This is a genomic window from Massilimicrobiota sp. An134 (genome assembly GCF_002160815.1).
GTDB classification, from domain to species: domain Bacteria; phylum Bacillota_I; class Bacilli_A; order Erysipelotrichales; family Coprobacillaceae; genus Allocoprobacillus; species Allocoprobacillus merdigallinarum.
This window is the reverse complement of sequence record NZ_NFLH01000003.1, coordinates 51,766-78,029: the sequence shown is the minus strand read 5'-3', so window position 1 is coordinate 78,029 and position 26,264 is coordinate 51,766. Positions and strand designations below refer to the sequence as shown.

General features: G+C 31.9%; 25 protein-coding genes and 1 riboswitch. Of the genes, 20 read left to right on the top strand and 5 right to left on the bottom strand.

The window, feature by feature from the left end:
• Window positions 1–30: 30 nt before the first annotated feature.
• Window positions 31–77: riboswitch (PreQ1 riboswitch) on the bottom strand.
• Window positions 78–203: 126 nt separating this feature from the next.
• Entirely contained in the window at window positions 204–1,022 is an 819-nt protein-coding gene (locus B5E79_RS02340; RefSeq protein ID WP_087296822.1) for a phosphate ABC transporter substrate-binding protein, read from the bottom strand.
• A 227-nt stretch (window positions 1,023–1,249) separates the two neighbouring features.
• Between B5E79_RS02340 and B5E79_RS02335 the strand changes: the two genes are divergently transcribed.
• From B5E79_RS02335 to B5E79_RS02275, 13 genes are all read left to right on the top strand, one after another.
• Complete coding sequence (locus tag B5E79_RS02335; protein WP_087296821.1) at window positions 1,250–2,017, top strand: formate/nitrite transporter family protein; 768 nt, start codon at window positions 1,250–1,252, stop codon at window positions 2,015–2,017.
• Between the two features lie 564 nt (window positions 2,018–2,581).
• Window positions 2,582–2,893, top strand: coding sequence for a hypothetical protein (locus tag B5E79_RS02330; RefSeq protein ID WP_087244114.1), 312 nt, complete (start codon window positions 2,582–2,584; stop codon window positions 2,891–2,893).
• 15 nt (window positions 2,894–2,908) lie between these two features.
• Window positions 2,909–3,946 carry a V0D/AC39 family V-type ATPase subunit gene (locus B5E79_RS02325; protein ID WP_087296820.1) on the top strand — a complete coding sequence of 346 codons (1,038 nt, stop codon included), beginning with the start codon at window positions 2,909–2,911 and terminating at the stop codon, window positions 3,944–3,946.
• Between the two features lie 11 nt (window positions 3,947–3,957).
• Complete coding sequence (locus B5E79_RS02320) at window positions 3,958–5,484, top strand: V-type ATP synthase subunit I (RefSeq protein WP_087296819.1); 1,527 nt, start codon at window positions 3,958–3,960, stop codon at window positions 5,482–5,484.
• A gap of 15 nt (window positions 5,485–5,499) precedes the next feature.
• Window positions 5,500–7,425: a V-type ATP synthase subunit I gene (locus B5E79_RS02315; RefSeq protein ID WP_087296818.1), complete on the top strand. Its 1,926-nt coding sequence runs from the start codon at window positions 5,500–5,502 to the stop codon at window positions 7,423–7,425.
• Window positions 7,426–7,452: 27 nt separating this feature from the next.
• Window positions 7,453–7,878 (top strand): ATP synthase subunit C, encoded by a 426-nt coding sequence (locus tag B5E79_RS02310; RefSeq protein WP_087296817.1) that lies wholly within the window; start codon window positions 7,453–7,455, stop codon window positions 7,876–7,878.
• Between the two features lie 24 nt (window positions 7,879–7,902).
• A complete protein-coding gene (locus B5E79_RS02305; protein WP_087244118.1) occupies window positions 7,903–8,211 on the top strand; it encodes a V-type ATP synthase subunit F in 309 nt (102 codons plus the stop codon).
• 12 nt (window positions 8,212–8,223) lie between these two features.
• On the top strand, window positions 8,224–8,820 hold the full coding sequence (locus tag B5E79_RS02300) for a V-type ATP synthase subunit E (RefSeq protein ID WP_087296816.1): 597 nt from the start codon (window positions 8,224–8,226) through the stop codon (window positions 8,818–8,820).
• A 17-nt stretch (window positions 8,821–8,837) separates the two neighbouring features.
• The gene (locus B5E79_RS02295; RefSeq protein ID WP_087296815.1) at window positions 8,838–10,589 is read left to right on the top strand and encodes a V-type ATP synthase subunit A; all 1,752 of its coding nucleotides are present in this window, start codon (window positions 8,838–8,840) and stop codon (window positions 10,587–10,589) included.
• 14 nt (window positions 10,590–10,603) lie between these two features.
• Window positions 10,604–12,052, top strand: coding sequence for a V-type ATP synthase subunit B (locus tag B5E79_RS02290; protein WP_087244121.1), 1,449 nt, complete (start codon window positions 10,604–10,606; stop codon window positions 12,050–12,052).
• The gene (locus tag B5E79_RS02285; RefSeq protein ID WP_087244122.1) at window positions 12,045–12,689 is read left to right on the top strand and encodes a V-type ATP synthase subunit D; all 645 of its coding nucleotides are present in this window, start codon (window positions 12,045–12,047) and stop codon (window positions 12,687–12,689) included. Before B5E79_RS02290 ends, B5E79_RS02285 begins: the two co-directional genes overlap by 8 nt.
• An 86-nt stretch (window positions 12,690–12,775) precedes the next feature.
• Window positions 12,776–13,186, top strand: a complete 411-nt coding sequence (locus tag B5E79_RS02280; protein ID WP_087244125.1) for a hypothetical protein — start codon at window positions 12,776–12,778, stop codon at window positions 13,184–13,186.
• Window positions 13,187–13,209: 23 nt separating this feature from the next.
• Window positions 13,210–15,081: a glycerophosphodiester phosphodiesterase family protein gene (locus B5E79_RS02275; protein ID WP_087296814.1), complete on the top strand. Its 1,872-nt coding sequence runs from the start codon at window positions 13,210–13,212 to the stop codon at window positions 15,079–15,081.
• Here B5E79_RS02275 and asnB read toward each other — a convergent pair.
• Window positions 15,078–16,874 carry an asparagine synthase (glutamine-hydrolyzing) gene (asnB, locus tag B5E79_RS02270; RefSeq protein WP_087296813.1) on the bottom strand — a complete coding sequence of 599 codons (1,797 nt, stop codon included), beginning with the start codon at window positions 16,872–16,874 and terminating at the stop codon, window positions 15,078–15,080. The genes B5E79_RS02275 and asnB overlap by 4 nt on opposite strands.
• Window positions 16,875–16,998: 124 nt before the next feature.
• Here asnB and B5E79_RS02265 point away from each other — a divergent pair, with 124 nt between their 5' ends.
• The 7 genes from B5E79_RS02265 (at window position 16,999) to B5E79_RS02235 (ending at window position 24,562) form a co-directional block, all read left to right on the top strand.
• Complete coding sequence (locus B5E79_RS02265; RefSeq protein ID WP_087296812.1) at window positions 16,999–18,135, top strand: helicase-related protein; 1,137 nt, start codon at window positions 16,999–17,001, stop codon at window positions 18,133–18,135.
• Window positions 18,093–18,734 carry a ComF family protein gene (locus B5E79_RS02260; protein ID WP_087296811.1) on the top strand — a complete coding sequence of 214 codons (642 nt, stop codon included), beginning with the start codon at window positions 18,093–18,095 and terminating at the stop codon, window positions 18,732–18,734. Before B5E79_RS02265 ends, B5E79_RS02260 begins: the two co-directional genes overlap by 43 nt.
• A 91-nt stretch (window positions 18,735–18,825) precedes the next feature.
• Window positions 18,826–19,443, top strand: coding sequence for a flavodoxin family protein (locus B5E79_RS02255; protein WP_087244130.1), 618 nt, complete (start codon window positions 18,826–18,828; stop codon window positions 19,441–19,443).
• A 143-nt stretch (window positions 19,444–19,586) separates the two neighbouring features.
• Window positions 19,587–19,784, top strand: a complete 198-nt coding sequence (locus tag B5E79_RS02250) for a cold-shock protein (RefSeq protein ID WP_087244131.1) — start codon at window positions 19,587–19,589, stop codon at window positions 19,782–19,784.
• Window positions 19,785–19,917: 133 nt separating this feature from the next.
• The gene (gene secA / locus B5E79_RS02245; RefSeq protein ID WP_087296810.1) at window positions 19,918–22,566 is read left to right on the top strand and encodes a preprotein translocase subunit SecA; all 2,649 of its coding nucleotides are present in this window, start codon (window positions 19,918–19,920) and stop codon (window positions 22,564–22,566) included.
• Window positions 22,566–23,675 (top strand): peptide chain release factor 2, encoded by a 1,110-nt coding sequence (prfB, locus tag B5E79_RS02240; RefSeq protein WP_087296809.1) that lies wholly within the window; start codon window positions 22,566–22,568, stop codon window positions 23,673–23,675. The genes secA and prfB overlap by 1 nt, the downstream gene beginning before the upstream one ends.
• The gene (locus B5E79_RS02235; protein ID WP_087244134.1) at window positions 23,675–24,562 is read left to right on the top strand and encodes a YitT family protein; all 888 of its coding nucleotides are present in this window, start codon (window positions 23,675–23,677) and stop codon (window positions 24,560–24,562) included. Before prfB ends, B5E79_RS02235 begins: the two co-directional genes overlap by 1 nt.
• Window positions 24,563–24,632: 70 nt before the next feature.
• Here the strand turns inward: B5E79_RS02235 and B5E79_RS02230 are convergent, their stop codons facing one another.
• The 3 genes from B5E79_RS02230 to B5E79_RS02220 are packed head-to-tail and all read right to left on the bottom strand — an operon-like array spanning window position 24,633 to window position 26,198.
• Complete coding sequence (locus B5E79_RS02230; RefSeq protein ID WP_087244135.1) at window positions 24,633–25,052, bottom strand: DUF6120 family protein; 420 nt, start codon at window positions 25,050–25,052, stop codon at window positions 24,633–24,635.
• Window positions 25,030–25,338 (bottom strand): hypothetical protein, encoded by a 309-nt coding sequence (locus B5E79_RS02225; RefSeq protein ID WP_087296808.1) that lies wholly within the window; start codon window positions 25,336–25,338, stop codon window positions 25,030–25,032. The genes B5E79_RS02230 and B5E79_RS02225 overlap by 23 nt, the downstream gene beginning before the upstream one ends.
• Before the next feature lie 5 nt (window positions 25,339–25,343).
• Complete coding sequence (locus B5E79_RS02220; protein ID WP_087296807.1) at window positions 25,344–26,198, bottom strand: LysR family transcriptional regulator; 855 nt, start codon at window positions 26,196–26,198, stop codon at window positions 25,344–25,346.
• Window positions 26,199–26,264: the final 66 nt, after the last annotated feature.

The following is a 26,264-nucleotide window of genomic DNA, read 5'->3' as shown; positions in this document are numbered from 1 at the left end:
GAAGCCAGAAAAGAGATGGTGAGCCATCTCTTTTCCTTAGTTTTTTATACTGGGTTTGGCTCTCGAACCAGTGTATGAACGATATTTAGTATATAAAAGATAAATAAAAGTGTCAATATCATAACTACCTCTTTTATTAATGACAAAATAAAAAAAGAGAGTTTTATCTTCAATATTGAAAATAAGACTTTCTTATTGATTCTTTATTCAACGACAGGAACAAGACCAACAGCACGTATGATTTTTTGTCCGTCTTCACTTTGAATGAATTGGAAAAGATGTTGAATATTTTCATTTTGTTGGTTGATAGCTCCTCTAGTTGCCATCACAAATGGTCTTTGTAAAGAATATTGTCCATTTTGAATTGTTTCTTCACTGGCTTGAACACCATCAATAGATAGAGGTTTTACTGTTTCATCAATAACATCTAATGATACATAACCAATAGCCCCAGGAATAGACTGAACTTTTGCAATGATTGGACCAGTTTCATTGACTTCATTGGCATATTGACATTGTTCTTCAATATTCAATATTTCTTCAAAAGCACTACGTGTTCCAGAACCAGACTCACGCCCAATCACAACAATAGGAAGATCTTCTCCTCCAACTTCTTTCCAGTTACGAATTTTTCCTTTATAAATATCTATTAACTGTTGAGTTGTTAAGTTATCGACTTTATTTTGTGTATCTGTCACAATCACAATCGCATCAATGGCTACAATATTTTCTGTTAAACCTTTTTCTTTTTCAGCATCTTTGAGATAACGAGAAGAGTTACCAATATCAGCAGTTCCATTGAGAACAGCTTCAATCCCAGCACTTGAACCAGTGAACTGTGGTTCAAGTGATAATTCTGGATAATTTTCTTCAATGCCTTCTTTAACAGCATTAATCATTTTTTCCATAGATGTTGAACCATTTAAACTGATTTTTTGTGTTTCTATATCAGCATTGGCTGAAAATCCAAGAAATGCTAAACAAACCATAAAGACTATAACTAATATTCCAAACTTTTTCATTATTGATTCCATCCTTTATTTTTAATCACTCATACTTTAACAAATTTCTTGTAAACTATCGTTAATATTACATATATATTATGTTAAGTTTATGTAAAGTTTTAACATAAACTTAAAAAAATATTTACATTGAAGCCAAAGAAAGAACTTTTTAGAAAAACATGGAAAAAGTTTTGCCTTTTTTTGTCGTATCTTATATAATGTTTTTGGTTTAAAGGAGAGGGACTATGATTGGTGATATTGAAACACTTTGTAAATTAGCAAATATTAAAATCAATTTAATGAAAACAGATCCAAAACGTTTCTTTGTAAGAGCATTTATGGCAGGGGCATATTTGGGATTGGCTGCTATTTTATCTTATACATTAGGAGCTATGTTAAGTGACCATAGTGTTGTTGGAAAGATCGCTGTGGCTGCGTCTTTTGGAATTGGTTTAGTAGCTATTGTTTATCTAGGGGCTGAATTATTTACTGGAAATTGTTTTGTAACAATCATGCCTGTATTAAGAGGTGACATGAAATTAAAAGAGATTATGCCAATGTGGGTTGTCTGTTATATAGGAAATATGATTGGTATATCTTTGATTTGTTTCTTATTTATTAAAAGTGGTGCTCAAGAAGTGATTATGCAACCTTATTTAAAGGGAATTATGGAATCTAAGTTAAATTTTGATGTCATTGATTTATTAATCAAAGGAATTTTGTGTAACTTCATTGTTTGTGTTGCAGCATATTCAGGAGTTAAGATTAAAGATGAAACAGCCAGATTAATTGTGATTATGATTTTGGTTATGACATTTGTTTTACCAGGATTTGAACACTGTATTGCAAATGGTGGTATTTTTACAATGGGAATCACACAGCTAGGTTCAACAATTGACTGGTCAATGCTTCCACTACATATGCTCATATCAACACTTGGAAATATTATAGGTGGTAGTGTTTTATTGGCTGTACCTATTTATATTATGTTTAGAACACCTCAAACAAAATAAATACAATAAAAACTGTAACAGGACTTTGAGACATGTTACAGTTTTTTTATGATTAAAAGTGAATTGAAATGTTGTTTCATTTCTATTGCAAATGTTTATGAAGGGATGGAAGTATCTATCAGAATTTTTTGATTGATAGAATTCAAAAATCATATTTATCTATTGAATGAGTAACAAAGCAAGTAAACGTTTATCATATCAATGATGCTATGGCTATTGTTGTTTTTGAATATCAGACACAATGTATCAAAAGAGATACCCGTGAGCTTGATGGAATACAAGGCCTAGAAACACAGGTGATTGTGAAAGAAAATTAACAATGGAAACGACAACATGTTCATTATTCTAAGGCTTAATGAAAATATCATATATGATAGGAAAGTTAAAAAATGTTGATGAAATGAGTGAAAAATAAACTTGAATAACTTTTTTATCATAATAAGAAAAATTGATAAGATATAACTGTTTTTTATTCTTTTTTACAAAGTACTGTTTTGCTTGAAATGTTAAAAAAATAGGAGTAAACTATGTGAGAATAAATGATTAAAGTGAGGAGGGATTATTTTGGACAAAATTATTGATGATATTGTTTCAGTAGATTTAGAGTGTTCAAAAAGGGTTGAAGAAGCTAAGAAGAAAAAACAAGATGTTCAAGCCAATATGAATGCTAAGAAAAAAGAAATCTATGATTCTTTTGTCAAAGAATATCAAGTGAAAATTGATGCTCATAAAAAAGAATTAGAAGCAAAGATTCAAGAAACAAGAGTCAAAAATGAACAAGAGTACAAAGAATCACTAAATCAGCTCTCTAGTCTTTACGAAAAGAATAAAGATGAGTGGGTTTCTACCATTGTTAATCGTTGTAAAGAAATATAGAGAAGAGGTGAGCGTATGAGTTCTTTTTCATCAAATGCTATTCTTGCCAAAGCTCGTTCTATGTATTCACATAGATTAACTGAACAAAATTATGAAGAGCTTTTAAAAAGAAGAAGCATTAATGATTTAGTTGCTTATTTAAAAAGTGAAACAGCTTATAGTGGTATATTAGCTGATTTAAAAGAAGTGAATATTCATCGTGGTCAGTTAGAAGCTTTATTAAATAAAGAAATCTTTTTAAGACTTGATCGTTTGATGAGATTTGCTTCAAAAAAGGAATTAGAATTTTATCGCTTAGGTGTTATGGAATTAGAGATTCAATTGATTTTAACAAAAGCAAGATTGATTGTATCTGATTATTACACAGGTTATGAAATTGAAATTCCAGAATATTTGAATAAATATGCAAGCTTTGATCTATATGGTTTATTGGCTATTAATGATTATGATAGTTTGTTATTTTTATTAAAAGGAACAAAGTATTATGATGCATTACTCAAATATAAGCCTGAAGATGATGAAAGATTTGATTCTAATATGTTAGAGTTAGAATTAAAGCATATTTATTATGCGCAGTATGTTGATGTCGTTAATAAGCTGTATAGAGGAAAAAAACGTAAAGATTTATTAACAATGATCAATACATCTATAGAATTACAGAATATTACAAAGATATATCGTCTAAAGAAATATTTCAATGCCACGCCAGATCAAATTAGAGAAACATTATTTATGGAATATAGCCGTATTCCAAAAAGTGTTATGTATGAACTGATTGAAACAAAGGATGCCAGTGAGTTTTTAAGAAAACTAGCTGAGTCACCATATAAATTATATGTAGATGATCATGAATTTGTATATATTGAATATTATACAGAAAAGATCAGATATAATTTAGCCAGACGTTTCATGAGATTTTCAACAGACAGTGCATTGGTTTATATGACATATAAAATTGTATATCAAGTAGAAATTGATAATCTTAAACATATTATTGAAGGTTTAAGATATGGAGAGGCACCGAGTCAGATTGAAGCGATGCTCATCTATTAGGGGGACAAGATATGGCTATAGAAGAAATGATATTGTTAAATATGACTTTTGATCGTCATGATTTGGATCAGGTCTTATTTACACTCAAAGATTCCAAGTACTTTTATCCTCAACCTGCTTCAAAGATTGTCAATAATGTTAAAGGAGTACATGCATTACAGGAAGATAATGCCTATACAAAATTATTGGATCGTTTGATTCAGGTTGCATCTGATATGAAGTTGGATTTGAATAAAGATTTGGCTCCTGATAAAACATTAAATCTTGATCAGACAGATCAATATTTAAGTGATTTAGAAGCTCAAATTAAAAATATCAAAGATGTTCAAGATCAATTGATTACTGAAAAAGATGAAAATGAAAAAACATTAGAAATCTTGACAAGATTAACATTGAGTGATGTAGATCTTGATCATTTATTGAATTGTCAATATGTAAAAGCCAGATTTGGACGTTTTCATAGACAAAATCTTGATAAAATTAAATATTATGAAGGTCGACCATTTATATTTAATAAATTAGGTGAAGATCGTCAGTATGTATATTGTTGTTATATTGTTACAAATAACTTATTGCTGGAAGTAGACAATATATTTAAAGCGTTAGGATTTGAAGAAATAGTGATTCCTTCATTTGTACATGGGAAAGTCAATGATGCAAAAAAGGAATTAGAAGAAGAAGTTCATGCGATGACTGAATATATCTTACGCATGGATCAAAAGATGACAATTTTAAGAGAAACACACAAAGTTGATTTGTTGAAACTTTATTCAACAGGATTATTCTTACAAAGAATAGAGTCATTTAAAATCTTTGTTGTGGATTTCCAAAGTAAGTGTGCAATTTATGGATTTATTCCAAAACGTATGATTGAGGAATTCAAAGATATGTTAAAACATATCAACGGTATGGAGTATCAGGAACTACCAGCTGATATTTTAGATCATCAGCAAGTTGTGGCTCCAACAGTTGTACACAATGCGAAAATTGTCAAACCATTTGAAATGCTAAGTAAAGTGAAGCAATCAGATAAGATTGATACAACAATCGCTATTGCAGTACTTTATTATGCAGTCTTTATTATCTTTTTGGGGGACTTAGGAGTTGGAGCTATACTTGCGTTGCTTGGACTTCTTATGAGAAAGAAAAAAATGGGAAATTTATTTCTTTCACTTGGTGTAGCAGCATTGCTTGGAGGACTTATTTATGGAGATGTTTTCTATACAATCAGTCTTTATCCAGCCATAGCATTACCATTGTCAACAGTTTATAAACTTGTTGATGGAATTATTCTTTTGATTGTTGGAACTTTTACAATTGGTGCATTTAAGAAAATGTATCTACAAGATTCAACAATGGAGAAAGTCCTTTCCATGAAGGGAATTTGTGGTTTGATTATTGTTTATGCACTTCTTGTGTATTTTGGTTGTGTGTATGAAGCACATATTAATTTACCAATCATGCCATTTGCTATTGTGATTGTTGCTTGCCTTGTGTTTGTTTTGGCAAAGTCAATTTTAAAGAAAAAAGCAGAATAAGGAAGGGAGAAATATATGGCAATAGCAAAATTAAAGCTTTTGGAAATTGAATTTCCAGCACAGCAGTATGATGCCGTGTTATTAAAGCTCATTAATCTTGATAATTTTCATCCCGAGCCAGCTTCAAAATTTGCTGATTCAGTACAAGGGTTATCGGTTTTAAATCGTGAAAATCCATATGCTGATTTGATTGCAAGAATGGAAGAAGCAAGGGATAAATATCATCTTCAATTAAAATGTGCTGATGTTGATAATGTTCGTATGAATATTATTCAAGCTGATACATTTTTCTGTAATGTATTAGAAAAAGCTGCACAGATTGAAAAAGTCAAAGAAGATTTACTCGCAATGATTCAAGAGAATGAAGCAACAATCTCTCAATTAGAGCATATGATTGATGCAAATATTGATTTTGATAGATTATTCTCTTGTAAATATTTACAGATTCGTTTTGGTCGTTTACCAACAATGAATTTAGATAAATTAAAATATTATGGAGAACAGAAGTTTTTATTTAAAGTTTTACATAAAGGAACAAAAGAAACTTATTGTAGTTATATTTCAACAACTGATAATGCTCCTGAAATTGATAACATTTTCTCTTCATTATATTTTGAACGTATTCATATTCCTGAATTCGTACATGGTAAACCTAGCGAAGCATTAGAAGTTTTAAAAGAAGAAGATGACACAGCTAAACAATATATTCAGGTTCTTGATTCAAGAATTGAAAAATTGTTTAGTGAAAATATGGAAGAAATGAATCATATTTATTCTATTTCTAAGAAATTAAATGAAACATATGATGCTCAAAAATATGTTGTTGTCTTTGGTAAAAATGCTGCCGTTTATGGTTTTGCTGAAGAAAAAGATGCAAAGAATATCAAAGAAGAATTTGAAAAGTTAGATGATGTCAAAGTAGAAATCAGTTCACCAATGAGTGATTCTCGTTTGACACCACCTACAAAACTCAAAAATAACTGGTTTTCAAGACCATTTAGAATGTTTGTTGAAATGTATGGTATTCCATCATATACCGACTTTGATCCAACAAACTTAGTTGCGATTACATATACTTTCTTATTTGGTATGATGTTTGGTGATGTTGGACAAGGGATTGTTTTATCGCTGGTTGGATACTTCTTCTATAAATGGAAAGGTATGCAGCTAGGAGCTGTAGGAGTGCGTTTAGGTATTTCAAGTACGATCTTTGGATTTGTCTTTGGTTCTGTTTTTGGTAGTGAAGAATTATTTGAACATTTTATGGAACCAATGTTCTTGCCAATGGATCCAGACAATACGATGACATTGTTAATGTCGGCCATTGCGACAGGGGTTGTATTGATTATTATTTCTATCGCATTTAATATCTTCTTAAATCTTAAGAAGAAAAACTGGGGAGAAATGTTATTCTCTCAAAATGGTATAGCTGGACTTGTATTCTACGTATCAGTTCTATTATTAGTTGCCAATATGCTTGTAGGAATGAATTTACCACTTGGTGGACCAGTCTATATCGCATTATTAATCGCAATGCCAGTGGTGATGATTTTCTTAAAAGAACCATTATGTCATAAACTTGAAGGAGAAAAGATGTTCCCATATGGGTTTGGGGCATTCTTTACAGAAGCGTTCTTTGAATTATTTGAAGTTATGCTGACATTCATTGCCAATACGATGTCATTCTTACGTGTTGGTGGATTCGTTTTATCACATGCTGGAATGATGATGGTTGTTTACACATTAGCTAAAATGGTTGCAGGGGGACCAGGTATCATTAACTTTGGATATATCTTAGTCGCTATTATTGGTAATATCTTCGTTATGTGTTTGGAAGGTATGATTGTTGGTATTCAGGTATTACGTCTAGAGTTCTATGAAATGTTCTCTCGTTACTATGAAGGAAAGGGAAAACCTTTTCAATCAATTCAAGAAAAATAAAAAAGAAATATTTGGAGGAAAAAAATTATGAATTTAGTTATGTTTATTTTACCTGCTATTGCTGTTGTTTTATTATCTTTACCATTAGTGAGAATGTTTACTTCTAAAGTAAGCAAAGAAAGTGCAAAATGGCGTTTAATGACTCATATTGGAGGATTCTTTGGAGCTGTTGCTTTAACTTTATGTTTATCAATGGGTTCTGCATTTGCCGCTGAAGGTGCTTCTATTGTTGGTACTGTAGCTCAAGGTATGGGATTTCTAGCTGCTGCATTAGCAACTGGATGTTCTGCATTAGGTGCAGGTATTGCCGTTGCTGCTGCTGCTCCTGCTGCTATTGGAGCTTTCTCTGAAAATGATAACAACTTCGGTAAAGCATTGATTTTCGTTGCCTTAGGTGAAGGGGTTGCCATTTACGGGTTATTGATTTCAATCTTAATTATCAACGCTTTATAATTTTTATAAGAAAGGTCTGATTATATGAAATTTTTCTTAATCAGCGATAATATTGATACATTAATGGGACTAAGACTTGTAGGTATTGAAGGTGTGGTTGTGCATACAAGAAAAGATTTTCTTGAAGTTTTACAGTCAAAGATGAGAGATTCATCCATTGCCATTATCTTAGTGACTACAAAATTAGTTGATATGTGTCCAGATATTATATCAGAGATTAAATTAAAACAACAAAAACCACTCATTACAGAAATACCTGACCGTCATGGAAATTCTAAGATTGGTGAAACAATCGACGGTTATGTATCTGAAGCTATTGGAGTGAAATTATAGGAGAGATAGATTATGCAAAATATTGATCAAGTATTTCTCTATATGAAAGATGAAATTGAAAGACAGGCAAAAAGCGAAGAACAGGCAATTTTAAATGAAGTGAAAGCTCTTGAAGATGAAGCTTATGAATCTATGAAAGCAGAAGCAAAAAGAGATGCTGATTTAAAATTGAAACAGGAAGAAGAAGAAATGAGTTCTAACGCTTCTGCAGAAATTTCTGAAAGTCATATTGAAAGAACAAAAAAATTAATTGAAAAAAGAGATGAATATGTGAAAAACATCTTTGATCAGGCACGTGATGAATTAAAAGCTTTTGTCAAAAGTGATGAATATTTACCTTTTGTAGAAGCAAAAATCAAGAAAGTTGCTGCTGATTTTAAAGATTCTAAGTCTATCATGTATGTATCTCATGATGATTTCAAAAACAAAGATGCGTTTGTGAAAGCTTTTGGAACTGATATTGAAGTTCAAGCAAGTGATGATATTCAAATTGGTGGATTTATTCTTGAAAATAAAGCATCTTCTTTAGTTGTTGATGAAACTTTAGATTTTGCTTTAAATAATCAAAAAGATTGGTTTAATAAAAATTCTGGATTAATTATTAGATAGAAACGGGAGGTATGAGTGTGAATGAAAATGTAATTTATTCAATCAATGGTCCCGTTGTTACAGTCAAAGATACAGATGCCTTTTCTATGTTAGAAATGGTTTATGTTGGTAATGCGAGATTGATTGGAGAAGTTATCTCTATCAAAAAAGAATTAACAACAATTCAGGTTTATGAAACAACAACAGGATTAAAACCAGGAGAACCTGTGTATGGAACTGGACAACCTATTTCTGTTACTTTAGGTCCTGGTATCTTAAGAAATATTTTTGATGGTATTGAAAGACCACTAGAAGAAATTGCAAAAGAATCTGGTGCTTTCATTCCAACTGGTAGCCATGTTGATCCATTGGATAAAAATAAATTATGGGATGTGACAATGGTTGCAAAAGTCGGTGATGAAGTCAAAGGTGGAGATATTTATGCTACAATTCCCGAAACTGACTTAATCACGCATAAATGTATGGTATCACCATATACAAACGGAAAAGTTATTGAAGTGGCTCCATCTGGACAATACAAAATTGATGATGTTGTCATGAAAATTGAAACGGCAGATGGTGAAATTGTGGAATGTACATTAACACAAAAATGGCCAATCAAACAGGCAAGACCGGTTACAAAACGTTTACCAATTTCAATGCCATTAGTGACAGGACAACGTGTTATTGATACATTGTTCCCAATTGCTAAAGGTGGAACAGCTGCTATTCCAGGAGGATTCGGTACTGGAAAAACAATGACTCAGCACCAATTAGCCAAATGGTGTGATGCCGATATTATCGTTTATGTAGGTTGTGGAGAACGTGGTAACGAAATGACTCAGGTTCTTGAAGAATTTAGAGAATTGATTGACCCTAAATCTAACAAGCCTTTAACAGATAGAACAGTATTGATTGCTAATACTTCTAACATGCCAGTTGCGGCTCGTGAAGCTTCTATTTATACAGGGGTGACACTTGCTGAATATTATCGTGATATGGGATATCATGTTGCCATCATGGCAGATTCAACTTCTCGTTGGGCAGAAGCGTTACGTGAAATTTCTGGACGTTTGGAAGAAATGCCAGCTGAAGAAGGATTCCCAGCATACTTGCCATCACGTTTATCACAATTCTATGAACGTGCTGGATATATGAATAACTTAAATGGAACAAAAGGTTCAGTCACAATCATTGGTGCTGTATCACCACAAGGTTCTGACTTCTCTGAACCAGTCACTCAAAATACAAAACGTTTCGTACGTACTTTCTGGGCATTGGATAAAGCTTTAGCTTATGCACGTCACTATTTTGCGATTAACTGGAATCAAAGTTATAGTGAATATATTCCTGATCTTGAAAGATGGTTCAATAAAAATGTTGATCCAAAATTCTTAAGAGATCGTCAGGAATTATCAAGTATTTTAGCTGAAGAAACAAAATTAATGGAAATTGTCAAATTAATGGGTTCTGATGTTTTACCAGATGATCAGAAATTAGTGATTGAAGTTGCTAAATTAGTACGTGTTGGTTACTTACAACAAAATGCATTCCATCCAGATGATACTTATGTACCATTAGAAAAACAATTAAAGATGATGGAAGTCATCTTATACTTATATAAACGTGGTAAAGAAGTTGTTAGTGCTGGAAAACCAATTCGTTTGATTTTGGAAACAGGTATTTTTGATAGAGTTGTCAAAATGAAATATGATGTTCCTAACAATAATTTAGCTTTATTTGATGATTATTATAAAGAAATTGATGAAGCAGTTGCATCTATTGACTAAAGGAGGAAAATGTGATGAGTCTACAATATGTAGGGTTGAACGAAATTAATGGTTCATTAGTCGTATTAGATCATGTTAAAGATGCTTCATATGACGAAATGGTCGAATTACAATTAAAAGATGGTTCAACTCGTTTAGGACGTATCGTTCAAATTGAAGGAGAAAGAGTTGTTGTACAGGTTTTTGAAGGGACAAACTCTTTATCTCTTGCCAATACAAAAACAAGATTATTAGGCCATCCAATGGAACTTCCTGTATCTAAGGAAATCTTAGGACGTGTGTTCTCTGGAGCAGGAAAACCAATTGATGGTCTTGGAGAAATCTATGCTGAAAAATCTATGGATATTAACGGTCAACCATTAAATCCAGTTGCTCGTGTTTATCCAAGAAACTATATTAACACTGGTATTTCATCTATTGACTGTTTAACAACTTTGATTCGTGGACAGAAATTACCAATCTTCTCAGGTTCAGGTTTACCACACAATCAATTAGCTGTACAAATCGTTAAACAGGCCAAAGTTAAAGATGATGATGGTAGTGGATTTGCAGTTGTCTTTGCGGCAATGGGTGTTACAAATGACGTTGCTGAATACTTCAGACGTTCTTTTGAAGAAGCTGGGGTTATGCAAAGAGTTGTTATGTTCTTGAACTTGTCTAATGACCCAATCATTGAACGTACATTAACACCACGTTGTGCTTTAACAGCAGCTGAATATTTAGCTTATGAACATGATATGCATGTTTTGGTTATTTATACTGATGTCACTTCTTATTGTGAAGCTTTACGTGAATTCTCTTCAAGTAAGGGAGAAATTCCTGGACGTAAAGGATATCCAGGATACTTATATTCTGACTTAGCTTCATTATATGAAAGAGCTGGTATTTCTAAATCAGCAAAAGGATCAGTGACACAAATTCCAATTTTAACAATGCCTAACAATGACATTACTCACCCAGTACCTGACTTAACTGGATATATCACTGAAGGTCAGATTACACTTGATTCTGAATTGAATTCAATGGGTATTTATCCACCTGTCAGTGTGCTTCCATCACTTTCACGTTTGATGAAAGATGGTATTGGTGAAGGATATACAAGAGCTGATCATTCAGATGTATCTAACCAGTTATTTGCAGCTTATGCACATGTTCAGGATGTTAAATCATTAACATCAGTTATTGGTGAAGATGAATTAACACCTGTTGATAGAAAATATATGGAATTTGGACGTTTATTTGAACAACATTTCCTTAACCAAGGTTTCAATACAAACAGATCTATTGAAGAAACATTAGATTTAGGATGGACTTTATTATCTGTTCTTCCTAAGAATGAATTAGATCGTATTGATAATGCGGTGTTAGAACAATTCTATGATCATGAAAAGGCAGTAGCTCAATTTGATCTTCAAGAAGATACAATGATTAAAGAGTTACAGCAGGCAGTAGATAATGGCTAATCAGGTCTTTCCAACAAAAGGGAATTTGATTGCTACCAAAAAGTCATTAGAACTCGCATATTTGGGTTATGACTTGATGGATAAAAAAAGAAATGTTCTCATCAAGGAAATGATGAATTTATTAGATGATGTCAAATTGATCAGAGATGATATTACAGATTCTTATCAGAAAGCTTATTATGCTCTTCAGGAAGCGAACATGTCACTTGGTATTATCAGTGATATTGTAGAAGCTGTTCCTATTGATGAAGGATTGAGTGTGACTTATCGAAGCGTCATGGGAGTCGAAATTCCAAAAGTGAGTTATGAAAAAACACCTCTTCGTCTAGGATATGGTTTTGAAAGAGCAAACTCTAAAGTGGATTATGCATATAGATGTTTCTATCATGTTAAAGAATTAACTGTGAAATTAGCAGAAATAGAAAATGCTGTTTATCGTTTAGCCAATGCTATTCGTAAAACACAAAAACGTGCTAATGCCTTGCAAAACATTTCTATTCCTGAATTTGAAAGAACAGTGAAATTCATTAGTGAATCTTTAGATGAAAAAGATAGAGAAGAGTTCTCTCGTCAAAAAGTCATCAAAACACAAAAAAATAAACAAGAAAGATTAAAGAAGGAACAAGGTCTTGAATGATCTTGTTCTTTTATTTTTAAGAAATATTAAGAATTTTTTAAGAAAATTTTAGAAGTGAAACATTATACTGATAATGGGTGGTTAATATGAAAAGAAAATTATTAATGACAGTGATCTTTATCATAAGTTTATCAACAATGTTGATGGATTGGTTTGGTGGACAGCGAGGTGTTCAGGATATTTCTGGACTCATTTTATTAAATAATCCTATTGCAGTGGCATGTATGATTTTAACATTGATTGGTATATGGACACATTATGGTGAAACGAGTTATATGCTGATCTATGTTGGTTTAACAGGTATTATGATGATGGAAATTTATGAGTTTTTAACATGGCATATCCTCACCATTTCTGGTTCTTTTAATTTAGCATTAAGCTTTGATTGGTGTAATCCAGAGTTTTATATTGCTGTGATGAGTATGATAGCAACCCTTTTGATTTATAGATATTATTTTCAAAAAATGGATTTGACAAAGTCACAAGATTGTGTATGATAAAGAAAAAGAGAGGGGGAGTTATGGTGCTTAAAGATAAAAAATATGATGCTTTAATAAAAAATGTTTTACAGTTTTCAATCTTCTATAAACTCATGATTCTCTTTTTCTTTAGTCCTTTATTAAGATTTATTTTAAAAGAATATTTGAGTCAAGTTTCAGTCAGTATTGCTTTTAATCAAAATATGATTGATGTTTTTTTATCTATTCCTGGAATCATCATTTTACTGGTACTATTATTAGCAATAATGCTTCTTGTTTATTATAATCTTTATGTTGTGATACAAATTGTTATATTAGAATATCGAAAGCAATCTTATCATTTAAAAGATATTGTTTTAAAAAGCTTTCAAGATTTAAAAAATATACATAAACCAACGTTTATACTGAGTGGTTTATACCTTATTTTATTATTACCATTAGTTCATGTTGGGTATTTGAATAACTATATTCCTAGATGGAATATACCTCCTTTTATCTTTAAAGAATTACAGTTAACAGGGCTAGGACAAATACTGATCTTTTTTATATATATGCTTTATTATGGACTGTTCATAATTATGATTTTTGTACCATTTTATTTGGTTATTGAACATGATTCATTGATCACAGCGGTTAAGAAAAGCTATCAGATGATTAAACAAATAACTTTTCATCAAAAAATACAGATTTTATTATGGATTGTCGTATGGGTAGTCATAGAAAATATAATGATGAGTCTTTTGCCTTATCCATTGTTACATAATCGAGATTTTAATATTTATTTGATTAAATATTTTGTTCATTTTGCTTCATTTCGTTATAGTGTGATTCAATATATAATTGTCTTTTTATTATCCGTGATTGCAATGATATTCTTTTTAAGATTTCTGGCATCTCTATTTTGTCAATATGAAACGCATTTTATGACAATTCAGGATGTTCAGATGGATACAACCCGTTTACAACAGACATTAGCTAATATTCAAAATCATTTCACATCATTGATTGAAAAAATAAAACAGCGTGTTTTTCAAATTCAATGGATTCAGACTTATAAAAAAACGATTCGTTTGATTTGTATTGTCTGTGTGATTGTTGGAAGCTTCGTTTATTTGCATCAAGATTCAAGATTACATAAGCCTTATGTGATCGGGCATAGAGGTTCAGGATATGTCATAGAAAATACTTTTGAAGCTGTTGAAAATGCCAATCAGTGTGGCAGTGATTTTGCGGAAATTGATATTCAGCTTTCACAAGATCAAATTCCTGTTGTTTATCATGATACAACGATGTCTCGATTATCTGACTCTTCTTCACCCGTTTCAAAATTATCGGCTCAGGAATTTGAAAATCTATCTTTACATGACCAGAGATTAACGGCTAGTCCTATCTCTTTAGAACATCTGATTCAAAAAATGCAGGAACAACAATTAGATGTCAAATTACTGATTGAATTCAAGCCAACCAATGACAACTATCGAAAAATGGTAGATGAAGTTGTCAAGATTATACAAAAATATCATTTTGAATCACAAGCTATCTTTATGTCACTGCATTATCAAAGTGTTGCTTATTTACAGCATTTGTATCCAAAGTGGTGGGTTGGTTATTGTATTTATGGAAGTATTGGTGATATAGATAATAGTATTTGGGATATGGATATAGATTTTTTAGCGATTGAAGAGAATCGTGCGAGTACATCTCTAATCCAAAAGGCAACATCTCAAATGATTCCTATTTATATATGGACGGTAGATAATGGTAAGAAAATGAAACAGTATTTAGATATGGGAGTAAGTGGACTGATTACCAATTATCCTGATAAAGGTCGAAAAGCAATTGATGAATATCTCAAAGAACATCCATATTCTTATTATTATGAAGATATTGAAAAAGCAGGATACCCTGCTTAAAATTCAAGTTGAATATGATAAATTTTTCCCCATAAATAAATTTGATAGAAATAAGCCATAAGTTGTGGACCCATCATGAGTTGACCAAACCATGGTGCAGTGAAGCTTTGACCATGTGATTGAATGAAGTTTTCCAGTTTTGGAATATCAAAGAATTGAAATAAGAGATTAGAAGGATCCTTAAGGGATTCTTTTAATTTGTCTTCAATTAGTTTTTCATATAGTGGAGAATAAGTTTTAGGATATGGGTTTTTCTTTCGATGCACAATATCATCTGGTAAAAAATCAGCAAATGCCTGACGAAGAATACCTTTTTCTTCACCTTGATCAAACATATAGGCTTCAGGCATATTATAGAGATACTGTAAAATTTGAGTTGAAGCAAATGGAACACGGACTTCTAATGAAGCACGCATGGTTTGACTGTCAGCACGTGTTAAAAGTGTTTGCATAAACCATTGTGTATTGAGATAGATAAGCTGTTTTTTACGATTGTCAGTATGAATTTCCTGTAAAGATTCCTGATAACGTTGAATAATATAGTCTTTAAGATTTAATTTTTGAACCTTTTCATTAAACATACTTAATCTCTGATCTAAATCACGCATCCAAGGGAAATAAGGCTGGTTGTAGAGTTCTTCTTTATAAAACCATGGATATCCTCCAAAGATTTCATCAGCACATTCACCTGATAATGTGACTTTATGTTCTTTTGAAATAGCTTTAGAAAACAGTAAAAAGCTTGCATCAATATCCGCCATACCTGGCATATCTCTGGCAATGAGTGCTTCCCTTAAAGCCTCTATTAAATCAGTTTGTTTTAAAACAATAGAATGATGATGTGTTGCATAACGTGATACCATCTGTTGAATATAACTATCATCCATTGTTGTCTGATAATCATAGGCATGGAAATATTTATCCTGGTCTTCATAAGTCACGCTGTAAGTCGAAAGTGGACGTACATATTGTGAAGTGATGGCTGTAATAATACTAGAATCCAGTCCACCAGATAACATGGTTGATAATGGAACATCGCTTAATAATTGATGCTGGATGCTTTGAATGACAAGATGACGAACGTGTTGGATAGTTTCAGTTAAATTTTCATCATGTGATTCATCATGAAGCTTCCAATAACATTGAATATGCAGTGTTTTTTGGAAATATAAGTAGTAGCCAGGTCTTAAAGCGTATATATCTTTATAAAGTGTTAATCCTGGTGTTAAGCTTGGTCCCAGTCCTAATAATTCTTTCACCCCATTTTCATCCACGACAGCTTTTCCAATATAGCTTAAAAGACTTTTGATTTCACTGGCAATGACAAGTGTGTCTTTTTGTAAGGTATAGTAAAGTGGTTTGACACCTAGTGGATCTCTGGCTGCAAAAAGCTTTTGTCCATCATCAATGACGAACGCAAAAATACCTTCAAATAAGTCCAGACAGTGTTCCTGATATTCAATATATGCAGCTAAAACAACTTCACTGTCACTCATTGTATGAAAAGTATAACCTAGTTCAATCAGATGATTCTTGATTTGAGTCATATTATAGATTTCACCATTATAAGTCATACGATATGTTTTCTCATGATGAGTATAGAGAATAGGCTGATTGCCATTCTTTAAATCAATGATTGCTAAACGTGTATGTCCCATTAAACAATGTGGTGTCATCATATAGCCGATATGATCAGGACCACGTTTTTGCAGTAACTTTGTCATTGTCATGATTTTCTCATCATAATCAAATAAATGTTTTGAATAATTACAGATTGTTATAATACCACACATAGATTTCACCCCATACAATGTATGAATGGATTTAAAAAATATGAAACAAATCAGAGAAAAAAAGAAGACAAACTTGAGATTTTTAATGATAGATCTATGCTATGATACAGGTGGGTGATGAAAAGTGGAATGTCCAAGATGCCATAATCAAAATGTCAAACGTTTATATAAGCTTCATGGTAAGTATTATTGCCGACAATGTATAGCTTTTCATCGTGTTTGGGTAGATGAGCCATATACTCAAGATCATACACGTTTTCCTCCACAAAAAGTAAGATATTCTCTTGATTTTGAATTGTCAAAATCCCAACAGGATATATCTAGACAATTGGTTTACAATTATCAAAATCATTATCATTCCTTAGTCTTGGCAGTTTGTGGATCTGGCAAGACCGAAATTGTTTTTGAATTAATACAATATGCTTTACAAAGAGGTGATCGTGTATGTTTCTGTATTCCACGTAAAGAATTGGTTAAAGAGCTTTATCAAAGAATAAAAGAAGCTTTTCATCAAATAGATATTGGTCTGGTTTATGGTGGACATATTGAAAATATCAATGCGCAATTGATAGTATGTACTATGCACCAGCTTTATCGTTTTGAAAAAAGTGGATTTCATTTGATGATAGCTGATGAAGTGGATGCCTTTCCATTTTATGGCAATCCTGTCTTACAACAAATTTTTATGCGTTGTTGTATAGGAAATTATGTTAAGTTAAGTGCTACATTTGTCAAAGAGGATATTGATGGTGAAGAATTACTAATTATGAATAGAAGATACCATGGCTATGATCTTCCAGTACCTCAACTGATCATTTGTCCTCATTGTTTACAAGTGTTATTGATTTCATTTTTGCTTAAGAAATGGAAAAAGAAAGTCATTGTTTTTGTACCACTCGTTCAAGATGTGGATAAACTGGCTAGTCAATTACAATCTTATACACATTTAAGAGTTCGTGGTGTATCATCTATACACAAACATAATCAAGATAATCTGATGGCTTTAAAAAATGGCGATATTGATGTGATTGTTTCTACAACATTATTAGAACGTGGAATCACAATAGAAGATGTACAGGTTATTGTTTATCATGGTGAACATGATTTATTTGATCGAAGAACACTGATTCAAATAGCAGGACGCGTGGGGCGTAAAATTTCTCATCCTCAAGGTCATGTTTACATATTATCAAATGAACATACCTCCTCTATTAGACAATGCATTCATACAATCAAAAATCTCAATCAGATGAGTGTCTGATTTGTCATGCGCCACTCCTGAAACAAATATCTTTAGCTCATCTTCTTTGCCCATTACCGCTTTGTCAAAACTGCTTATCACAATTTCATGTTCTTGATATCCAGACAACTTTTCATCACTATCCTTTAAGGATTCTTTATGAATACAATGAATTTTTTAGAACACTTCTCTATCAGTATAAAGGACTCTATGATTATGCCCTCAAAGATGCGTTTCTTTGTACGTATTTATCCAAGTTCAAAACACAATATGATGAATATTTGATAGCAGTAGCCCCGAGTTCATCAGTCGAAAATGAAAAACGTGGTTTTGCTCCAATGGAAACCATAGCCCATACATTTTCAGAACATGTGTTTACAGGATTATATAAAAAAGAAGCATATAAACAAAGTGGGTTATCATTTGAAGAGAGAAAAAATGTTGTTCATAAAATAGGTATTCATCATCCAGAAGAACTTCAAGGGAAAAAAGTTTTAATTTTTGATGATGTGATTACATCATCATCAACATTAACAGCTTGTCTATCTCTCATTAAGACAGGCCATCCTCAATGCATCGAATTATTAGTCTTATCAACAAAAAGCTTTCAAACAATATAAATGTACATTTCTTATAAAGAAGTGTACATTTTCATCATTTTCTATATGAGGAAAAAGTATTATAATAGAGTCAGAATAGGAGATGAAAACAATGAAAGTTCTTTTAATTAATGGTAGTCCTCGTCCAAGAGGTTGTACTTATACAGCATTAAATGAGGTTGCAAAAACATTAGAACAGGAAGGTATTGAAACAGAGATCATTCAAGTTGGTCAAAAAGATATTCGTGGTTGTATTGGTTGTCGTCAATGCAAAACAAATGGACAATGTGTTTTTGATGATGAAGTCAATGTAGTCGCAAAGAAATTTGCTGAAAGTGATGGTATTGTCATTGGCAGTCCTGTGTATTATGCCAGTGCTAATGGCACTCTGATTTCTTTTCTAGATCGTTTATTCTATAGTACTTTGGCAGATAAAACAATGAAAGTTGGAGCGGCCGTTGTCAGTGCCAGACGTGCTGGAACAACAGCTACTTTTGATGAATTGAATAAATACTTTACAATTTCTCAAATGCCAATTGTTTCTAGTCAATATTGGAATATGGTGCACGGCAATACACCTGAAGAAGTCCAACAAGATTTGGAAGGATTACAAACGATGCGTACTTTAGGTAAGAATATGGCTTTTCTTATCAAAAGTATTCAGTTAGGTAAAAAGCAGCTAGGATTGCCAGAAAAAGAAGAAACAGTTCATACAAACTTTATTCGCTAAAAAAATATAATTTCCAGGGAAATGACTATAAAAAAGATAAACTTTGATAGAAAGAAAAATAAAATTCATCGACAGGATCTGCGTTCTTTTTTAAAATCAATCATTTATAATAGACACAACCATGAAGTAAAGGAGTTGTGAATATGCAAGGTAAAGTAAAATGGTTTAATGCTGAAAAAGGATTTGGGTTCATTGATCGTGGTGAAGGAAAAGATGTTTTTGTTCATTATAGTCAAATTATACAAGATGGATATAAATCTTTAAATGAAGGTGAACTGGTAGAGTTTGAGCTTTATTCAACAGAACGTGGTTTGCAAGCCAGACATGTTGTAAAAATTTGATGAAATTGAGATATGTAGAAAGCATATCTCTTTTTGTTTTTGTTCATGAATTTTACATGATATTTACTTTGTTTTCTTAAGATTATATGCTATAATGTGAAATGTTTCAGTATGCATGAAAGGAGATTTATTCATGGCAAGTAAAAAACAAGAAATTAGAAAGCAATTAAAAAAGAAAGAAGCCAAAGAATTAGAAGAACTTGGATTGAATCCTAATGCCGAAATCGTGGATTTAAACGATGATTTAGATGAAGATGTTGTTGTAGAAACATTTGATGATGTGGTGAAAAAACCATCACAACCGATTGAATTTAATACAACACCACAAAAGGAAAAGAAAGGTTTTTTAGGTTCTATTAAAAAGGCTTTTTCACAAGATAATAAAATATTAAAGAAGTTAGAAAAGCAGGCACTACAAATTATGGACTTAGAGCCTCGTTATCAGGCAATGAGTGATGAAGAATTAGCTCATCAGACTGATCTTTTTAAAGAACGTCTACAAAATGGTGAAACTTTAGATGATTTATTAATTGAGGCTTTTGCGACTGTTCGTGAAGCTGCATTTAGACGTTTAGGATTAAAAGCATTTAAAGTTCAGCTTATGGGAGCTATTTCACTTCATAATGGTGATATTGCAGAAATGAAAACTGGAGAAGGAAAAACATTAACATCTATTTTCCCAGTTTATTTAAATGCTTTAACTGGACAAGGTGTTCATGTTGTGACAGTTAATGATTATTTAGCTGAACGTGATAAAACAGACAATGGAAAAGTGTATGAATTTTTAGGTTTAACTGTTGGGTTAAATAAAAGAGAGTTATCTAAAGAAGAAAAACGTGCACAACATGCTTGTGATATTACGTATACAACAAATGCTGAACTTGGATTTGACTATCTAAGAGATAATATGGTGACAAGATTAGAAGATAAAGTTTTAAGACCATTAAATTTTGCATTGGTTGATGAAGTTGACTCTATCTTAATTGATGAATCAAGAACACCATTGATTATTTCTGGTGGTAAGAAAAATACCGCAGCTTTATATATTCAAGCTGATAAGTTTGTCAAATCTTTACGTGAAGATAAAGATTATGAAGTTGATATTGAAAGTAAAACTGTTGCTTTAACTGCTGAAGGTATTTCTAAAGCAGAAAAAGCTTTTAAGATTAAAAATTTATATGATCCTGAGCATACAGCTTTGGTGCATCATATCAATCAGGCATTAAAAGCTAACTATACAATGAGTTTGAATGTAGAATATATGATTGCAACTGAAGATGGAAGCCATGATATCAGAAATGCCAGCATTATGATTATTGATCAGTTTACTGGTCGTGTGATGCCAGGTCGTGCATATAGTGATGGGTTGCATCAGGCACTTGAAGCTAAAGAAGGAGTTCCGATTAAAGAGGAAACAGTGACATTAGCGACAATTACTTACCAAAATTTCTTCCGTTTATTCAATAAATTAGCGGGGATGACAGGAACTGCAAAAACAGAAGAAGAAGAATTCAGAACAATCTACAATATGCGTGTTGTAGAAATTCCAACGAATAAACCAGTTATTAGAGATGATAAATCAGATTTGGTTTTCGCTAAACAGGCTGCTAAATATAAAGCGATTTGTGACGAAGTTGAAAAAAGACATAGTTATGGACAACCGATCTTATTAGGGACAGTTTCAGTAGAAACATCAGAATTATTAAGTAAAATGTTAAATAAACGTGGTATTAAACATAACGTCTTAAATGCGAAAAACCATGCGAAAGAAGCTTTGATTATTGAAAAAGCTGGAGTTATGGGAGCTGTAACTATCGCAACGAACATGGCTGGTCGTGGGACTGACATTAAACTTGGTGAAGGTGTTCCTGAAATTGGAGGATTAATGGTTATTGGAAGTGAAAGACATGAGTCTAGACGTATTGATAACCAGTTAAGAGGTCGTTCTGGTCGTCAGGGAGATCCTGGATGTTCATTGTTCTTTGTATCATTTGAAGATGAATTGATGCAAAGATTCGCAAATGAAAAGATGAAAGATAGAATGGGATCTTTCTTAGAAGATGAAGCGATTGAAAGTAAGATGGTCACAAAATCTATTGAAAATGCACAAAAACGTGTTGAAGGTCAGAACTTTGATATTCGTAAACAATTATTACAATATGATGATGTGATGCGTCAACAACGTGAAATTATGTACAAAGAACGTGATGATATTATGTCACAAACAGATTTAGGACCTATTGTAAGAGGTATGTTTGATCAGGCTGTAGAACATACAGTACGTCAATTTACAAAACATGATGGTAAAAAAGATAATGTGGATGTTGATGGAGCATTAAACTATATTTCTAAAAACTATATGTTATTAGCTACGTTAACAGCTAAAAATAAAGAAGCAGTTGAACATGATGCAAAGAAATTATCAATAAGTTTATCTGAAGTGATTTATTTACAATATCAAAATAGATTTAATAAAGATTTACCAGCAGAAGTGAAATTGGATTATGAAAGAAGAGTTTTATTAGGGGTTATTGATCATACATGGATTAATCATATTGATGCTATGCAAAAATTAAGAAATGGTATTTATTTACGTGCTTATGCCCAAAGAGATCCACTTCAAGAATATACTGAAGAAGCCTTCTACATGTTTGAAGAAATGACAAAATCAATTTCTCAAGATATTACACGAAATATTGTTCATATGGGTATTGCACCTGGTAGTGAACAGGAAAAACAAATTCCAGCTGTTCAGATAGAATTGGAGTTTAAAGCAGATTAATGGAATTATATGAAATGAAGAATGGGCTTGAAAAAGCCCGTTCTTTACTCAATGAACTCTTTATTTCGATTGATATTGATGGTTTAAAAAGAGAAATTGAAGGTTTAACAGTTCAAACAATGGATGAAAACTTCTGGAATGATCAAGACCATGCTAGAAAAATATATGATCAATTAAATGAAATGAAAAAGAAAGCTGATACATATGATCATTTAATAACAGCTTTAAATGAATTAGAAGAAACTTATCAATATGTCAAAGAGAGTGATGATGAAGACTTTAAAGCTGTTTTGGATGAAGATTATTTAACATTTGAAAAAGAAATGGATGATTTTGAAAAAACGCTTTTATTTTCAGGTGAATATGATCATCATAATGCGTTATTGGAAATTCATCCAGGTGCTGGAGGAACAGAATCACAGGATTGGGCATCCATGTTGATGCGTATGTATCAAAGATATGCTGATAAAAAAGGTTGGAAAATTGAAGTCCTTGATTACTTGGATGGAGAAGAAGCAGGATTGAAGTCAGTCAGTTTGCGTATTGTGGGATATAATGCCTATGGACATCTAAAAGCTGAAAAAGGTGTTCATCGTCTGGTGCGTATTTCGCCATTTGATGCGTCAAAACGTCGTCATACATCATTTGCTTCTGTGGATGTCATGCCAGAATTTGACAATGATATTGAAATTGAGATTGATCCTCATGATATCCGTATTGATACTTATCGTGCTTCTGGAGCTGGAGGTCAGCACATTAATAAAACAGATTCAGCAATTCGTATTACGCACTTACCAACAAACATTGTGGTAACTTGTCAATCACAGCGTTCACAGATTCAAAACCGTGAACAAGCTATGATTATGCTGAAATCTAAATTATATCAGCTCATGTTAGAAAAACAGGCTTCTGAGCTTAATGAAATTAAAGGGGAACAAAAGGCTATCGAGTGGGGAAGTCAGATTCGTTCTTATGTTTTACATCCATATTCTATGGTCAAAGATAATCGTAGTGGTTATGAATCTAATAATCCTAAAGCTATTTTAGATGGGGATTTGGATGAATGCATTTATGCCTATTTAAAATCAATGGTAAAGGAGGATGACTAATGCATCAGGCAAAACATCTTGTACGTGATACATTGCTTGTGTTATTAGGCAATTTAATTCTGGCTTTTGGTGTCGCTGTATTTGCTGTTCCATCTAACTTAATTGTTGCAGGAGCAACAGGGATTGCTTTGATTATTTGTGAATTTATTCCAGTCAATTATGCAACTGTTGTATTTGTCATTAATATGGTGATGTTATTGCTTGGATTTATTGTTTTGGGTAAGAAGTTTGCTGCTGGAACAATATTGAGTTCTTTGATTTTTCCATTCTTTTTAGCAATGTTTGAAGCCATTCCACAACTTCAGCATTTAACTTCAGATATGTTATTATCAGCCATCTATGCTGGATTATTTACTGGACTGGGATGTGGAATTGTATTTAGAGTAGGGTATAGTACAGGAGGAATGGATATACCACCCATCATTATGAATAAAAAGCTTCATATTTCACTTGGAGTCTGTGTTTATTTATTTGATGTTGTTGTTTTACTGGGACAATCATTCTTTACGAGCTTTGAAGGTATTTTATATGGAATTATCACAGTGTTTATTACAGCTATTGTATTAGATAAAGTGACAATCTTTGGGGAAAGAAATCTTCAGGTACTTGTGATTTCTGCTCATCATGAAGAAATTGCTGAAGCTATCTTTAAAGAAATAGATCGTGGTTGTACTTTTGTCAATGTCACAACAGGATATTTCCATGATCAGCAAAAAGCAGTATTATGTGTTGTCAATAACAGAGAGTATCCTGTTATTAATGATTTGGTTATGGAAATTGATCCAACTGCATTTATTATTGGTAGTGAAATACATAGTGTTAAAGGTAGAGGATTTACATTACCTAATATTGATTTAGATAAACAAATAAGAGATCATGTTTCTTAATGAAAGTCATTGACAAATCAATGGCTTTTTTTGTGTTCTAATGATATGAAATAAAAAAATATCCCTGTATTTATTCATACATGGGGATATCACCATAGTCATAGATAATTTCCTCCTGATAAAGAGGATAGCTTTCTATATAATTTTGATAATAAAGATAAGTTGTATAAAGGACATAGATAATACATGCCATTATTAAAGGAACAAGAATGATAGAAGCATATTGAAGAATTTTACGAGATTTCATATGTGTAATAGCATAATGATGATCGTAGTGATGATAAAAATCAATGACAATATCTTCAGGTAGTCCAAAATGATATATATAATCCTGATAGGAACAATCAGGATATTGTCGCTCATATTCATGTAATCTTGTTTTGAAGAATGTGAGAAACTTTTTTTCTTGGACATTGTGTAATGGAAATGTTGTATATAATTGATGATAATATTTTTTGGTATTTTTATTATTGAATTTTTGTTTTTTCATTTTGAAATAATGCCTCCATAGATTGATGAATATTTTGATATTCTCTTTTTAATGTTGTATATCTGACAAGACCAGGATCTTCAATATGATAGAAAACAATGTTTTCTAATGAATAGCTTGAAATAAGATGTGTATCTTGAAGAAAGAAAAGTGAAATGAGAATATCTCCTTCAATAATTTGAAAGTGTTTATTTAAAATCTGATAAATGTGTTCACCAGAAAAATCTTGTTGTTTCAATAGATGTAAAATGATAATTTCAAATTGAGGGAATTGAGATAGTTGCATAAATATTATCCTTTCTGCTGATTCGCAAATAATTCAATAAGTGTCTGCAAAGACGTATTTAAGACTTCATGAGGACGTGTAATCAATGTTAAATCTGTTTTTAAAACTTCATCTTCAAGGATTACATGGTTCAGTTTGGAGTCTGGATAGAAAGTAAGGATATTTTGTGGCACAATCGCAATACCCAAACCAGCTTGAGCCCATTGTAAAGATGTCCTTGAATCATCACATGTAATTTTAATATAAGGATGAAAATGAAGATTCAGGCAATAATCAGTAATAAGTGATAAATAACGCTGATGAATAATTAATGGTTTATTTTGATAGTCTGACATATGTGTCATGTTGGAATGTAAAAGTTCAGGAATACCAACGGCGACCATAGGATCCTTTAAAAACGCCTGACAATGCAGTTGGCTTTGATCAAAAGGGGTACGCACAATACCTAAATCAATATGATGTGCCATTAATAAGTCTATGATTTCATAAGTGCTTCCTTCATAGATACGAAAAGAAACATGGGCTAGATTTTGATTTTGAGCTAAACAACTTGGAAGAACATTGGAATTAGAAGATGTGATCCCAATTCTTAAAACTTCATTTTGCATATCCTGGATTTCATGAAATGTCATCTCGTTTAAAGAAATCATCTGCAAGCTTCTTTTATAAAGGACTTTTCCAGCTTGAGTCAATTCTATTTTTCGATGTCCACGTTTTAATAAAGTCACACCGAGTTCTTCTTCTAATTGTTTCAGTTGCATAGATAAAGGGGGTTGTGCCATATGTAAAGTTTTCGCTGCTTTAGAAATTGTTCCTTCTTCTACAATTGTTTTAAAATAAATCATCTGTTTAATATCCATTGAATCACCATATCCTAAAAGTATACCAATTATATTTTATATATATTATACATATAATACAATTTT